A 13,357-nucleotide genomic window follows, 5' to 3' on the forward strand; every position below is an offset into this window, starting at 1 on the left:
CATTTTCTGTAACAAATTAGCTAAGTTCGAATTATTTTACGTTAAACCTATGAAAATTTCTCTTTCAAGGTAATCCCAAAACAAAAAGCGGGGGACATTCAAGTTCCCTCGCTTTTTGTTTTCATAACCGACATTATCGGATGCGCATTAATGTACAAAAACATTTTCCTTTATATTCCTTTTGTTATAACATGGAACAAAAAGGAAGGTGATAAAATGGATAAATCAAAGAAATTCTATATCACCCAGGTTAATCAAAATGGAGAACTCGCTATTCCTCCTGAGCTGACAAAAAACATTTATAGCGGCTTAATTGATATCGAAATAGAAGGTGGTCGAATTGTTATTAAACCATCTGAGCCCGATTACACTTTAACCTGGACTCCGAATAAAAATAAATAACCCGGCACATTAGGCCGGGATTTTTTATTACAAAAACAAGCGTGCCTGTACCCCCTTTACTTGGCTTTGCGCCCCTATTTTTTTGAACTGTATAACCTTTCTTTTCTTATTTTTTCGATCGCACTTTGATTTCTTCAGCAATATCAAGTGTTTTGTCAAATTTAGCAATGTATATTTTGATTGATATTTTTGAGCATATTATTTGGTATTAAGTGCATATCAGGGTGCATCAGGAGTTTGAAAGTAAAATAATAACCAAGATATGTACTCGAATATATAGTTAGTAACAATTGTGGTATGCACTCAGATATATAATCGCGACTATTATTCGATAAATTAAAACATGCTCCATTGATGCACTATTTGAAACCTCAATTTTTAAACCTTTTCACATTTAAATTCAAAAGCATTTACATTTTGTAACATTAAACAGACATATTTTCAAATAGTGTGTCATACGCTGTATAGCGTGTAGCGCGAAGCGACAGCAAGCCGAAGCGCATACAGCTCACCTAGAATAACTATGCCCTCCTATCAAAACGGTAGAAGGGCTTTATTTTTGGGTATAGATGATATGATATATCATGATAAATAACATTAAATACTCCAACGGAACCATGTAGGCAAACACAATATTAATGGTCATGGTTACTGCCATTATCATCGATACAGCGAACATCTAGATACTCTACTCGTTTGTTAATAGCATTCCCACCTACTTCCCCGTTTTCATCGGGTTCATTAGGGTACCGGGAAGAGCTTCTTTCCGGGAAAGATGGTATCCAATCACATGACAAATTCGGATGCTTTCTCTTAGCAAATCTCTTCTGCCGGGAACCAAGGCGGAATACAGCCGGGAAATCAGTGCTCGGTCTACAACAAACCATAAGGTTTTCCGTACCGTTGAAAGGAGATTGGACGGAACAAATACCGGGTAAAGTGGTTTTTCGTGTGCCATTCAGCAGATCAGATAATTACGACAACGAATACCCTAGACATATCACCGGTTATAAGGCGAACTAGACTAGTGAGTTTTCCTGGTTAGCTCCCCCCCTTTTTTCCCGTATGACAATACAAAGGGATTCCATACACCTCCAGGAAAAATGACAAGCCATTAATGCGATACGACTACTGGCCGGAAAAACATGCTCGGCCTTTATTGCCGATATGGTTCCCCCTCCCCCGGAAGTTAAGGATAGAAGTGAAGTATGGCAACGGTGTGCGGAACGGTATGGACGGCATTGGAAAGAAGTGCGTGACTCTATTCAAAACAAACGTTCTCTTTATCAACAAAAAGATTTTGAATGGATAACCAAACGATGGAAGCTGCACAAGCAGAAAAAGAAGCAAGAAAATCAGCGAAGGATAAAATAAACAAGTAATCATAGATACCTACCCTACTCCATAAAAATGTAAAAGAACAAAAGAACGGAAGGACAGGTGATGTTATATAGCTACCGATTAAGGGTTTAACAAACGGTTATTTGGCAATACTGGCTCCTATCATCACAATGATAAGGAGCGGATTATGTTATGAAAAAATCACTGATTACAAACACTCACGGATTTACGAGTGAAGCGTTACGAAAGGAAGAGCGTGCGATTTCTGATGCTTTTTTTCGGCAGCGTGTGACGGCTGTTCGGCTGATTCTTGAAGGTTTTTCTACGGTAAAAGCTGCAGAAGTACTGGGCATTTGTCGCCAGTCTGTCTCTACGTATGTCAAGATGTTTAATCGAGGTGGGATAGCTGAACTTCTTCAGCGTAATTTCCCTCCGGGAAAACAACCGTATCTTTCACCAGAAGAACAAATGGAGGTGAAAAAAGTGATATTGGAAAGCACACCGGAACAGGAAGGGATTGAACCGTCTCAATCGTGGGATACCCGCCTGCTTCAAAAATGGATCGAAGAACGGTTTTCTGTTACGATGTCACGTTCAGGTATCGCGGATATGCTTCATCGCTTAGGATTGCGTTGGAAGCGTACAACGTATGTATTGGCAAAAGCAAACAAAGAGAAACAGCAGGCGTTTGTACACCAGGTAGAGATGATAAAAAAAACGTAATGGACGAAAATACGGTACTGCTTGCACAAGACGAGACCCATGTTCACTCGTATCAAGCCCTTCGGGCTACATGGTCTCCGAAAGGAGAACAGAAGCAGATTCCAACATACGGTCATCACGCTCAGGTGACTTTATTCGGAACCGTAGATACGCAAACCGGCGACATATTCTGTACAACGGCAGATTCCTGTAATGCCGCTTCTTTTCTGGAATTCTTGAAGAAAGTGATGAAGCGCTATGCCAACAAGAAGGTCATTATGATCATCGATAATGCCCGTATTCATCATGCCAAACTCCTTCGTCCTTTTCTAAAAGAGCATCATCAGAGACTCTACTTATTGTTTTTGCCGCCGTATTCACCCAATCTAAATCCAATTGAAAAGCTTTGGCGCTGGCTTAAAGATAGTGTCATTTCAAACGTGTTTCACAAAAATCAATCGGAGATTGAACAGGCGGTTCAGCGATTTTTAGACTTTACACAATCTTGTCCAGAACAAGTACTACGTCGTATTGGCTATTAAACTGTCAATTGGAATGTATATAGTATATCTACACCAAACAGTCCACCCGCACCATAGTTTTTCAGAAACCATTTATAGCTTTGCGGAAACTCAACCTTTAGTTCACTTTCGATTTTTTCGATGTCCTCATCGGGGATTCCACCAGTAAAATCCGTATCGTCAGAGTGTTCTTGAATAAAAGCAATCAATTCGTCACGTTCCAATTTTTACCCCTCCTGAAAATACAAATTATCTTATTCTTTCCCTTCGAGTTGTTTGGCTCTCCATCTCCAGTACTTTGACCTGAAATTATCGCTTGGGTACGGGAAATCTGGATTTCGTCCACAAAAGCTACGAGTTTGACAGATTCGTCTTTAAAGATCATCTCTAGGCTATTCATGATTCCTTCTCTCCTTTTCCTTTACACACAAAGGAAATTTTTATGTAGGGGATACGGGATGTTACTGAAGCTATCTTTTCCAGACGCTTCCTAACGCTCATTTCCATAGTTTTTCTTATTTTTAGCTTCTGAACGATAGGTGGAGAGAGGGAAACTACCGCTTTCGTCCTCTTAGCGGGGGAATGGGGTGGTAGGGTAGGGGGGCATTCGTACTTTTTCGTATCCGAGAGAAGTCGGTATGTAGGAATTAAAATAACACGGACTGTTGCAGATATTACCACATATTATTTTTACCTCGGTTCTAAAATGGTTATGGGCGATTTAAACGGGGTAAATTTACATTCCCTCCTCAAACCATACGAATCTAAAACTAGTTAAACGAAATATCCCCTACAACGGTTTCTGGAAGTTTAACGCCCGATTTTCGCCGATAGGGGCTTTAAAATTATAAGGTAGTTCAAAGAGTTTTAAATTAAAGCATAGTACAATAGACTCCAGTGTAGGATGTACTTTCCCCGTCTTTTAAATGTCGAACGTTTTAAAACTATTCAAAGTCACCTTAAAGCTAATTAGGCCGCTTACGTCAAATAAAGGCTCTATTCGGCACTGGGTAGCCCCCACCAATAAGAAAAGCTATAGTAGGCAATTGTGCTCAACTATAGCTTCGCTTAAAATGTACTATCTTTTTAAAAACTCTACACTAATTCGGTCAACTTGCAACTCCACATACTTTCCAATTAAACCTAGATAATCAGCAAAATACTCATCTTCATCTAGGATCGTTATTCCTGCGTCTATTGAGTCCCTATTTAAAATACCTCGAATATAGTATTTGTAACCCGAGCCAATACGCTCCAATTCTTTCTTCTCATCGTATATTACTCTAATCTCTAACTCATCTAAAATTGTAAAACCGATTGAGACAGGATAACTTTTTCCTACTTCAATTTCATACGGACATACAGAAGTGAAACCTGTAAATTCAATTCCTTCCACCTCTAAGGTGACTTCTTCTTCTATATGCGGGTCTAATCTTTTAACTAATGCCAAATACTCCATCTCTAGCCCCCTCTTCTTACTCAACAGGATTGATTACCGGAATGTTTTTGCCGTTTATAGTTTTCCAAAACTTCTTGCCGCTTTGAGTATGATAAGTGGTAATTTCACCATTATTGTTCGTACCTACAAACTCAAATTTAGCTTTACCATCTCTGTTGTTACCCATAAATTTCACGTATCCTGTTCTAGTTTCTCCTTTATATTCATATTGTACCTTAATTCCGTTTTTGATTACGTCCTGTGCACCTTTTAAATACTCATCTGCATTCTTATATGTTCCACCAAATTCATTTCCGTGTTTTTTATAATGTGCCTCAAGTTTAGCACGGTCGGCAAACTGAGATGGAACTTTACCCGTCCCCTATGTTGTAAAGCTAGACTATTGAAAAGTAACGGTGGCTGCTAGATGTACCAGCAATACCACCAGTCAGCTTGCTTGTTTTTCTGCTTTTTCAGGAAGACGGAACGCTGTTTTGTTCTTCATCATGCCATAGATGATATTGACTAACCGCCGCATCACACATACCAATGCTTGGGTTGGCGTTTTGCCTTCTTCCTTCTTCCGGTTGAAGTATTCGTAAAAGAGCGGATTGCGCGGCTTTTTGCTCCCTTTTGAAACTTGTACTTGCTGGACAGCTAGGTTGTAAAACAAGCCATGCAATACCCTATTGCCCTGTCTGCTTTTTTGGTTCGTACCCTTACCGCCAGAACTGAAATTAACAGGTGCGATTCCTGCAAAACGTGCCAGTTTGTCTGCGCTGGCAAAGCGGTTAATGTCGCCTATTTCTGCAACTAGAGAAGATGCCGTTACCAAATCAATTCCTGGCATGGTTTCCAGTTGGAAATCTAGTACCTTCATCATTCTACCTAGTTCTTCCTCCACATACGCAATTTCCTTCTTTTTGAACTGTATATCTCTTACGTGGCTCTGGATAAGAAAGTTGCGCTGTTCTTGGTACTTTCTTGTTGTATCGCCATCTGCCTGAACCAATGCCAATATTTCCTCCGCCTTCCTTGTAGAGCAGGCGTTATTGCTCGACTTCCGCAAAAATGCCGACAATGTTTCTGCCGATACACCTTCCAGCAAATGCGGGGCGGGGTACTTCTCCCAAAACGCCAGCGCACATTTTCCGTCTATATCGCTAAAAAACTTCTTGTAACTGGGGTAATGGTAACTGAGTTGGGTGTGCAATTGGTTTTTAAGGGAGATCAATGCCTTCACCAAGCCATTCCTTCTCGTCACCAGTTGACCAATCGTCCAGTATACGTCTTGCGGGTTTGCGTCGGGTAACATGTCCAGCTTGTTTAGCAGGATTTTTGCTACACACTCCGCATCCCAGCTATCGCTTTTCTGTGTGGTCGGGTAACTTTTGCGCTCGGCGTAGGAAAGAGCGGAGTTTACTTCCTTCACCTTCTGTTTGTTTTCCAGCAGGTACACCGCTAATGCCCTGCCGTACCCGCCTACATCTTCCAACCCATACACAGGGGTCATGCCTCGCTTCTTGAACTGCTTGACATACGTGGTCAGTTCATCAAAAGCGGCGGGCTTGTTCTCAAACGTAATTTCCCCCAGCTTCTCGTTCCAGCAATTGATCACCACAGCCGTATGGGTCTTCTTGTGCAGGTCAACCCCGATGTAAATATGCTTCTGTTTGTAGTGCATGCAAGGCATCACCCCTGTCTATGAAATGCGTTGAAATGTAAAAAATGTCGGCAACCTCAGCTCAAGCGTTAGTCAACAGGTGACCCGCAACGGGACGCCAGCCAGTCCATTTTCTCGTCGTTCAACGTCTGACATATATCAATATCCTGTTGTTTTTTAAGCGCCGAGCAAAATTATTTTTGTTTTTTCTCCACTTGCTTCATTTTGCTGGATAATAGCGCTTGGGCAAAGTAACGGTTATACGTTGATGCGTAGTATACGATTTCTTCCAAAATCTGCACAACCCCGATTTTTTTAGTCGTTTTCCTAGGTGGAAAGATCGTAAACTAGTAGTAACCGTTACTACTTGGCAGAAAGGAGAATACCCGTCTATTGTCCGGCTGCGTCTAGGTGACATTTTGCAAGAAAAACAGATAACTCGTCAGCAACTTGCCAATCAAGCAGGCTTGCGTCCCAGTACCGTAAGTGATCTATGCAATCGTCCCGTTCAGCGTATCTATCTCAGCACGATTGCTACCCTTTGCGAGACGCTAGACGTATCTGTCAGTGATCTGTTTGTTATTGAACCTGCCGATTAACCCTCATTGCGGTTCAGAGGGTTCAATCTGATAAGTTGGAAGGTATGCAAACAAGCTTTTCTGCTTTATCCAGGGAGGTATTTTATCCATACCTCCCATGTTTTCAGCGGCTTTGTTCAATTTCCGCTTATTCCTAGCCTTTTCTCGGTCTAAATGTGTTAGCAGAAACACGAATTGTCCCATTGTCATATGTTTTGCTAAAAAGTACATCCGTTTCGAGCGAATATACCGAATCATGTCTTCGCACACTGCGATTCTCTCCTGTGCTTGCATCGCCTTTTTCGCGTAATTGGTTCTTCTCATGGGTTTGTCCTCCTCGTATTTGTTTCATACCCTGTAAATGATCGCCTCTGCATAACCGCTTGCTGCCCCTTCAAATAGTCAGCAGGTGGTTTTCTTTGGATTCGCTTCTGAAATGAGGAAATAGAGGCGTAGCTGTTCCTTCACTATGTCCGCTTCTTCCGTCCATCTTCGTTCGTCTTCTCTGACCGGTGCAAATCCATCCGGTATCATTCCCTGTGTTTTCCCCAGTAGAATATCTGTACCTCGCCATGAGCATCCTGCTTTCCGTAAATCTCGTAGATGTTCATAGAAGGTGGTAGGCTTGTAGGTTTTCTTGACAAATTCTTCGCCCAACGTCGCCATCATGTGCCATGTGCTAAACAAGCGACCTGCTCGTCTCTCCCCATACAGTTCCGCCAATCGTTGCTGAACAGCATGTATGGTACACACCAGGCTCATGCCGTTCCTTCCTCGTCTTACTACTTTCGCCATTTCTTTGTCATATACGCCTTTTAGATACTCATCTGTCACTTCTGAAACCAAGGGCTGATGCCCATAGTCGTCCCGCAGCTTTTTGGTGCGTATCTCCACCTCCGCCCGCAAAATTTGGTCAGCCAGCTTCTGCAATCGTTCTGCCTCTGCTTCCCCGAACACCTTTATCACCCGTTGCCTGTCGTGCTTACAAAACTCTGAACCTTTGTGATAATATTTCACACAGGTCGATTCCCCTTTGAGAAACACACCTTGCTTCCCATACGTCTGTACGTCCTTTCTTGCACATTTTTCGCCCAGTTGAAGCCCGCCGATCCACGCTTTCACTGCCTGTTCCGATGGCAATACAAACACTTCTGCCCAATCTACCCGCAGCACTTCCCACAACAAGGCAGAAGGTAATGGTACACCTAACCATTCTCCTACCTTCTCTACCAACCATACCATCGTCGTCTGAAAATGCTCGGGGCCGCCATACACGTTATGACCCATGAGCTGTTTATGTACGCTACATTCTAGCGTCACATACGGTTCACACTTGATGTTCCTACCCCCAAATCCACGCTTTGACCTTTCCACTTTCACAGAAATTCGCGCATCAAATGACCCTTCCAGACTTTTGGTCGTAAAGGAGTGCAAAACTTCCCCTGTTTGTTGGTCTACTTTTTGCCGCAATATGCTCTGCTGTTCAATCTTCTTCGCCAATTCTTCACTAATGAATGGTGAACGTAGGGTAACTGTGTCAATCGCCATTTTCTTTACTTCCTTTCCCGAATGTTGTTCTTGTAAGCGCCCGCGCCAAACGGCTGTTTTGTATTGTTTTTAACGGTTAAGCGTAGTTTTGTTGCGTGATATACTATTGGACAAACGTGTTCATCATGTTCCGTGTCCTGTCCATGAAAACTTTCATAGAGACATATAATAAACCCAAAGCAAAAGTTAAATTCTGAGAAATAAATTATCTATCTCTCCGGTCCGTCTTGAAAAATAAACAGCAAAAAAGCACTTGAAATCACTAATAAAAGTGTTTTTCAAGTGCTTTAAGTGTGTGCTTTCTAAGTTTCCAAAGTTTGGTTAAGTTAGTGATATCGACTGAAACGCAATGGGATACTGTATCGAGATTATGACATATGCTTTGCTTGGAGTCAATCATAACGTATAACCCTGTGAGCAGGTGCACTCTCGTTTATTTTCCTACGGCTCGGTGTTCTTTATGGTACGCCTACAAGAAAACTTCTTCTCGCCCGGTTCTCGTTGGTCTGCTGTTTTTCTTTCCGTATCCTAGTCGATTACTCCTAGCAGGCGGCGCATTTCGACCTCTAGTTCACGAAGCCGTTTTTGTCGCTTGACCAGTTCTTCAAACCATTCCTTGTCCTTCATGGCTAATGCCATGTCTATCAGTTCGTTGTAATCCTCTGAACACATCATCATCTGTTCTTTGAATTCGCTCATTTCTCCATCCTCCCATCGTTTATCGACGATTAGCTGACCTGCCTTGCCTTGTTCCACAACTGGCGGCTAATGATACGGGGAAATACGTCTTTCTGCCGGATGCCGTTCCGTTCTTTTTGTCCGTTGTACGTGTTGAAACCTGTATACGTCTCATTGTTCAAAATGTTTTGCACCTGCACCACTGTCCATTGCTTACCGTTCTTCGTTGTTATGCCTGCTCGGTTCAACTTGCAAGCGATTTTGTATGGGTTATTCCCTTCCACATAGAGTTGAAAGATGCTCTTTACCGTCTGCGCTTGTTGCTCGTCCAACAAGATCGTCCCATTCACTACCTGATAGCCGTATGGCACACCGCCACCTGCGTATTTATTCTCTCTAGCGGTGGCAATCCGTCCACTTTTCGTCCGTTCGTTGATAATCTTCCGTTCAAACTCTGCAAAAGAACCGATCATTTGCAGGAACAGCATCCCTTGCGGAGTGGAAGTATCAAAGTTTTCCGACACGCTAATGAAGGCGATGCCCTTCGGTTCCAGTTCGTCCTCTATCAGTTCCAGCAGATTTTTCAGCCGTCTATGGATGCGGTCTGCCTTTAGGACAACGATACCGCTGATCTCGTTTTCCGTTTGCTCTATGTATTGCATCATATCTCGGTAGCCGCCACGTTCTTTCGTGCTTCCACTTTCCCCTTCGTCAATGAACATCTTTGCCAGTTCCCAGCCTTGGCTGATACAGTATGCTTCTATCTTCCTTACCTGCTCCGCTATGGATGTATTTCCAATCTGGCTATCTGAAGATATGCGGGCATACCCGACCACCTTCTTGATTGTCTCTTGAACCATTTCCAGTTCCTCCTATTTTTTGTTACAGTATACGACCTGGGTGATGCGAATCACAATTCCTTTTATCCTTCCTGCCAGTCGCCAACCGTGATCGTGGTAAGCCAGCACCATTTTGATTTTTGCCTATCCCCACAGCGGCAATAAAAAAGAGCGAACAAAGCCCTGTAGCCTTGTTTGCCCCTCTGCTAGTTGAAATATTTCTTTCTCGCCTGATCGAGTATTTCAGCTAATTTGTCTAATGATCCATCGCTTTTATTGCCTTGCATTTCTAACAGCCTACTGCTCTCCCTTATCAGGTTTACCATGTTCATTTCAACCCTCGTGATTGCTTCCTCAATGGCACGTATGGCGGCAGGATTCGGCTTTTCCTTTTGTTGCTCTTGCTTAATGCGTTCCATCATGCGCCGTATGCGGATTTCAGATAACTTGAACCGATTTCTCACTTGCGCTGTCGGGTCAGTTGATACGAGGACATACAATTCCCGTTCTTCCTCAGTTAGTGTATCTAGCCAGATCGCTTCATACTGACCATGCTTCAATGCGTTTTTATTCCCTTTTAACTTTGAGCGGTCTTTCGGTCCAGTGGACTTTCCACCATGTAACCTACAGCGTCCATTCGCCAAAGCGGCTTTTCTACAAGGCTCGCTGTTTCTTGTCTTTGCCCCGCACAGTTTTTTCTCCATCCTTTCACCCCTAACCTCATTTCATGGGGTTCGTTTCCCCAATCGGGGGAGGACTACACGCCCCCAGCTTATCTGCTTATTTTCAATCAGTGCTTCAACTCCAAATCCTTACACCTATTTTCAAAATCTATAAACGCTTCTGTTAATCCGTTCGCTTGTATGAAGGCTCTGTATAGATCGAGTTTATCTGCCAGTATCTCCATTCTGTCTAAAAGCCTGTGATTCGTTTGTAGCTGATTCCATAATTGCTGTTCCAACTGTTGTTTATTCATCTGCTTTTTCCTCCTGTGACCGTTGTATTTGGTTTGTATCGTGGTTTCGTTCCTTGTCAGGTAAAATGCCCTTGCCTTGATTGTTGATACGGTTTGCGCTACAAGAGCGTGGGGCTGTGTGGGTTATTCTTTATACTGCCTTGCCTTGCGTTCCCAATATCGCCGCTCGTACTCTCTTTGCTTCTCTTTATTTTCTGGTTTTTGCCGCCATTTCCGTCTGTACTCTCTTTCGTACTGACGGCGTGCTTCTAAAGCTTCTTTGCTTAATTGTGCCATTCGTCTATCCCTCCAATTCTTCCAGTTTCGCCATTTGGAAAACTAATAGTTGTTCCGTTTCCCGTATTCGTTCCTCTGCCCGCCGAATCATCGCCGCCGCTTCTTCCTTTACCTCGTCCAAATCCTGTTTCTGACGGGCTAGCACACTTTTGTTATGCTGTACAGTCTCCCTTAATCCAGAGGCTTCACGTTGTAATTCTTCCAGACGGCGAATGGCTTCCAGCCTTGGGTGTCCGTCCTTTTTGTCGGCCAATTGGTCAAAGAATTCAGCCTGTTCGAGTAGCTGTTTTACTTCCTTCGCTACTTGCGGGTCGATACTGCCAGAGCGTCTTAACTCGTCCGCCTGTTTCCTCAGTTCCTGTGCTTTCTGGCAGAATCCCCTTACTTCCTCTACGATTGCCTCGTACTCTGCTTGTGCCTGAGCAATTAAGCCAACCTTTTCTTCTACTGCTTGTACACGTTTTGCCATCGTTTTTCTTCCCCTTTCGTTTTTTAGAATGAAAAAAGGCTCACTCCCCCTCACATTGCAAGTTGGAATAAGCCTTCTAAGTTTATTAGGCGTGTTTGTCAAGTGTGTAAGTGTATGGTTTGTTGGTTGTATTGTACGACCCTGCTTCAATGAAGTAAACCTGATAATATGTATTTTCTTCTACACGAAATCAACCATTACTTTGTCCTTTCCATTATCGTTCTAGCCATCCTGTACTTGCATGGAGTTTGCGTATGAAAAAAGCCTCGGGGTAAAAATGCCCCCAAGGCTAATAAAGTATTCTCCCTTTCTCCAGTTAGGACCTACCAAGTCCTCGTTCAATCTCATAGCTCATTTGTAAAGTCCGTTTACCCATATATTTCTTTGCTTTTTCCAACAGTGTCTTATCGTCACCGATATATTCTAACACTGTACATCCTAAAACCTCTTGAACCATGATATCTTCACAAGCAGCCATTCTTTCGAAGAAGTCAAATATTTTGACTAACAGCTCTTCTTCTCCCTGTTTACTTAATAAAGATCTGACAAAAGGATTTAAGACATCTCCAAAAATATTATGTGGACCAGGTTGTTCTTCTCCCCACCACTCCATTTCTTTTTCATAATCAGGCTTTATCTCAGGAACCGCCTTTAATAGTTCGTCGATTAAACAATCATAGTTCAAGATTTATCACATCCATTTATTTTATTTGCAGAGCGTCTTTGAGATCATCTAATAACTTCTGTGCTGTTGCTAGGTCGTTAGGGTTCAAATTCTCTTTCTTAATTATATTTTCTAGATTTCGAACTCGCTCAATACCTTTTTGAATATGAGACTTTCCACCTACAAGTTGACCTGTTGAGAGTTCATGTCGAATTGCATCCGCTAATCCACCATCCCCAATGGTTGCTCCTGGACGATACATTTGATCAATAGCATTTTTTAATTTTTGATTTGAAACCGCGTTTAACAGGGTATCGCGTGTTGAAAGTTTTCCCGTCCCCTTAGTTGCATTCCCAGTGGATTGTTTCGGCTTCGGCGGTTGTAATGGCTGTTTCGCTTTATCCAATCTTTTTGTAATTTTAACCGTTTTATTGATGTTTTTGACAACCTTAAGTCTTCCTAAAAACAAATTTTCTAATGCTCCGCCTGCGGCTTTCACATCATCCATCGTCCATTTATTGTCTGTTAATGCGTCAAAATTCTCTTTTCCAACTAATTCCCTGGTTAAGGGTTTATAATTTGAAAGCGTAGCAAGCTCTTTGGCTCCGTGAGAAAAAGCAGGTTTGAACTCTCTTCCAAACTTCTTTAATCCAACTACCAGATCATCCATCATACTACGCTTTGGTGGAGGTGATGGGGAGACTGATTTTGGTTTTTGAATGGATTTTGGCTTCTGCAACTTTTTAATAGCGGAATTTTGTTTCTTTATCACCTCAGCCTTCATGATCTTCTTTAATTTGTAAATCTGTTCAATGGGCAATAGGTTGGTTGCGAGTTTTCTAGCGGAAGTGCATACCTTACCTAAGGTCTGAAAGGACTGAGTGAACCCTTTCCACAATTGTTTTGTAGCTTTTTCATAAGCTTTTATTTCTTTTAATTGCCTTCTTCCAGCCTTTGTTCTTTTTAATTTTTCCTCCTGCTTTTTCCTTCTCTTTTGATATTCTTTTTCCGCTCTGTTGAGTGATTTTTGAAAACTTTTTGAGTTCACAACACTTTTTCCGAGCCTATACATATCATATATATTTTTTAACGATCCAAACACTTCGTCTTCACTCTTTCTTTTTTTGAGTCGGACGTAAAGGAAATAAGTTACATATAATGCATGCATCGCCCAATATATACATATATTAACAATTTAAAATATTTTCCACCTAATTCATAGACCTATTTTTACAAATTATAGGATTATGCATAATTGATTA

The 13,357-nt window shown here is 42.1% G+C and carries 18 protein-coding genes; 4 read left to right on the forward strand and 14 right to left on the reverse strand.

Annotated features, from left to right (window positions below; genetic code table 11):
- Positions 1-216 precede the first annotated feature (216 nt).
- From K3F53_RS02010 to K3F53_RS02020, 3 genes are all read left to right on the forward strand, one after another.
- Complete coding sequence (locus K3F53_RS02010; RefSeq protein ID WP_156424109.1) at positions 217-402, forward strand: hypothetical protein; 186 nt, start codon at positions 217-219, stop codon at positions 400-402.
- Between the two features lie 1,533 nt (positions 403-1,935).
- Positions 1,936-2,466, forward strand: a complete 531-nt coding sequence (locus K3F53_RS02015) for a helix-turn-helix domain-containing protein (RefSeq protein ID WP_057900028.1) — start codon at positions 1,936-1,938, stop codon at positions 2,464-2,466.
- A complete protein-coding gene (locus tag K3F53_RS02020) occupies positions 2,466-2,987 on the forward strand; it encodes an IS630 family transposase (protein WP_057900027.1) in 522 nt (173 codons plus the stop codon). The genes K3F53_RS02015 and K3F53_RS02020 overlap by 1 nt, the downstream gene beginning before the upstream one ends.
- Here the strand turns inward: K3F53_RS02020 and K3F53_RS19595 are convergent.
- The 4 genes from K3F53_RS19595 to K3F53_RS02040 form a co-directional block, all read right to left on the reverse strand.
- On the reverse strand, positions 2,984-3,190 hold the full coding sequence (locus K3F53_RS19595; protein WP_057900026.1) for an SMI1/KNR4 family protein: 207 nt from the start codon (positions 3,188-3,190) through the stop codon (positions 2,984-2,986). The two genes, K3F53_RS02020 and K3F53_RS19595, sit on opposite strands and share 4 nt — an antisense overlap.
- 854 nt (positions 3,191-4,044) lie before the next feature.
- Positions 4,045-4,425 (reverse strand): hypothetical protein, encoded by a 381-nt coding sequence (locus tag K3F53_RS02030; RefSeq protein ID WP_057900024.1) that lies wholly within the window; start codon positions 4,423-4,425, stop codon positions 4,045-4,047.
- 16 nt (positions 4,426-4,441) lie between these two features.
- Positions 4,442-4,591 (reverse strand): hypothetical protein, encoded by a 150-nt coding sequence (locus K3F53_RS02035; protein WP_175493683.1) that lies wholly within the window; start codon positions 4,589-4,591, stop codon positions 4,442-4,444.
- 261 nt (positions 4,592-4,852) lie between these two features.
- Positions 4,853-6,088, reverse strand: coding sequence for an IS110 family RNA-guided transposase (locus K3F53_RS02040; RefSeq protein ID WP_057900023.1), 1,236 nt, complete (start codon positions 6,086-6,088; stop codon positions 4,853-4,855).
- 395 nt (positions 6,089-6,483) lie between these two features.
- Here K3F53_RS02040 and K3F53_RS02045 point away from each other — a divergent pair, with 395 nt between their 5' ends.
- Positions 6,484-6,666, forward strand: a complete 183-nt coding sequence (locus tag K3F53_RS02045; RefSeq protein ID WP_257721613.1) for a helix-turn-helix domain-containing protein — start codon at positions 6,484-6,486, stop codon at positions 6,664-6,666.
- A gap of 3 nt (positions 6,667-6,669) precedes the next feature.
- Here the strand turns inward: K3F53_RS02045 and K3F53_RS02050 are convergent, their stop codons facing one another.
- The 10 genes from K3F53_RS02050 to K3F53_RS02095 form a co-directional block, all read right to left on the reverse strand.
- A complete protein-coding gene (locus K3F53_RS02050; protein WP_057900022.1) occupies positions 6,670-6,969 on the reverse strand; it encodes a hypothetical protein in 300 nt (99 codons plus the stop codon).
- Between the two features lie 78 nt (positions 6,970-7,047).
- Positions 7,048-8,193 (reverse strand): phage/plasmid replication protein, II/X family, encoded by a 1,146-nt coding sequence (locus tag K3F53_RS02055; protein WP_057900021.1) that lies wholly within the window; start codon positions 8,191-8,193, stop codon positions 7,048-7,050.
- Between the two features lie 528 nt (positions 8,194-8,721).
- Positions 8,722-8,892, reverse strand: a complete 171-nt coding sequence (locus K3F53_RS02060) for an IDEAL domain-containing protein (protein WP_082706119.1) — start codon at positions 8,890-8,892, stop codon at positions 8,722-8,724.
- Positions 8,893-8,921: 29 nt separating this feature from the next.
- Complete coding sequence (locus K3F53_RS02065) at positions 8,922-9,731, reverse strand: recombinase family protein (RefSeq protein WP_057900020.1); 810 nt, start codon at positions 9,729-9,731, stop codon at positions 8,922-8,924.
- Positions 9,732-9,916: 185 nt separating this feature from the next.
- Positions 9,917-10,414, reverse strand: a complete 498-nt coding sequence (locus K3F53_RS02070; protein ID WP_057900019.1) for an HGGxSTG domain-containing protein — start codon at positions 10,412-10,414, stop codon at positions 9,917-9,919.
- Between the two features lie 86 nt (positions 10,415-10,500).
- Positions 10,501-10,686 (reverse strand): hypothetical protein, encoded by a 186-nt coding sequence (locus K3F53_RS02075; RefSeq protein WP_057900018.1) that lies wholly within the window; start codon positions 10,684-10,686, stop codon positions 10,501-10,503.
- A 123-nt stretch (positions 10,687-10,809) separates the two neighbouring features.
- On the reverse strand, positions 10,810-10,962 hold the full coding sequence (locus K3F53_RS02080) for a hypothetical protein (protein ID WP_204244846.1): 153 nt from the start codon (positions 10,960-10,962) through the stop codon (positions 10,810-10,812).
- A 4-nt stretch (positions 10,963-10,966) separates the two neighbouring features.
- Positions 10,967-11,431: a hypothetical protein gene (locus K3F53_RS02085; RefSeq protein WP_057900017.1), complete on the reverse strand. Its 465-nt coding sequence runs from the start codon at positions 11,429-11,431 to the stop codon at positions 10,967-10,969.
- Positions 11,432-11,747: 316 nt separating this feature from the next.
- Complete coding sequence (locus K3F53_RS02090) at positions 11,748-12,116, reverse strand: DUF7674 family protein (RefSeq protein ID WP_057900016.1); 369 nt, start codon at positions 12,114-12,116, stop codon at positions 11,748-11,750.
- Between the two features lie 16 nt (positions 12,117-12,132).
- The gene (locus K3F53_RS02095; protein ID WP_057900015.1) at positions 12,133-13,197 is read right to left on the reverse strand and encodes a hypothetical protein; all 1,065 of its coding nucleotides are present in this window, start codon (positions 13,195-13,197) and stop codon (positions 12,133-12,135) included.
- Between the last annotated feature and the right edge of the window lie 160 nt (positions 13,198-13,357).

The organism is Aneurinibacillus thermoaerophilus (assembly GCF_019603355.1).
In the GTDB taxonomy this organism is placed as follows: domain Bacteria; phylum Bacillota; class Bacilli; order Aneurinibacillales; family Aneurinibacillaceae; genus Aneurinibacillus; species Aneurinibacillus thermoaerophilus.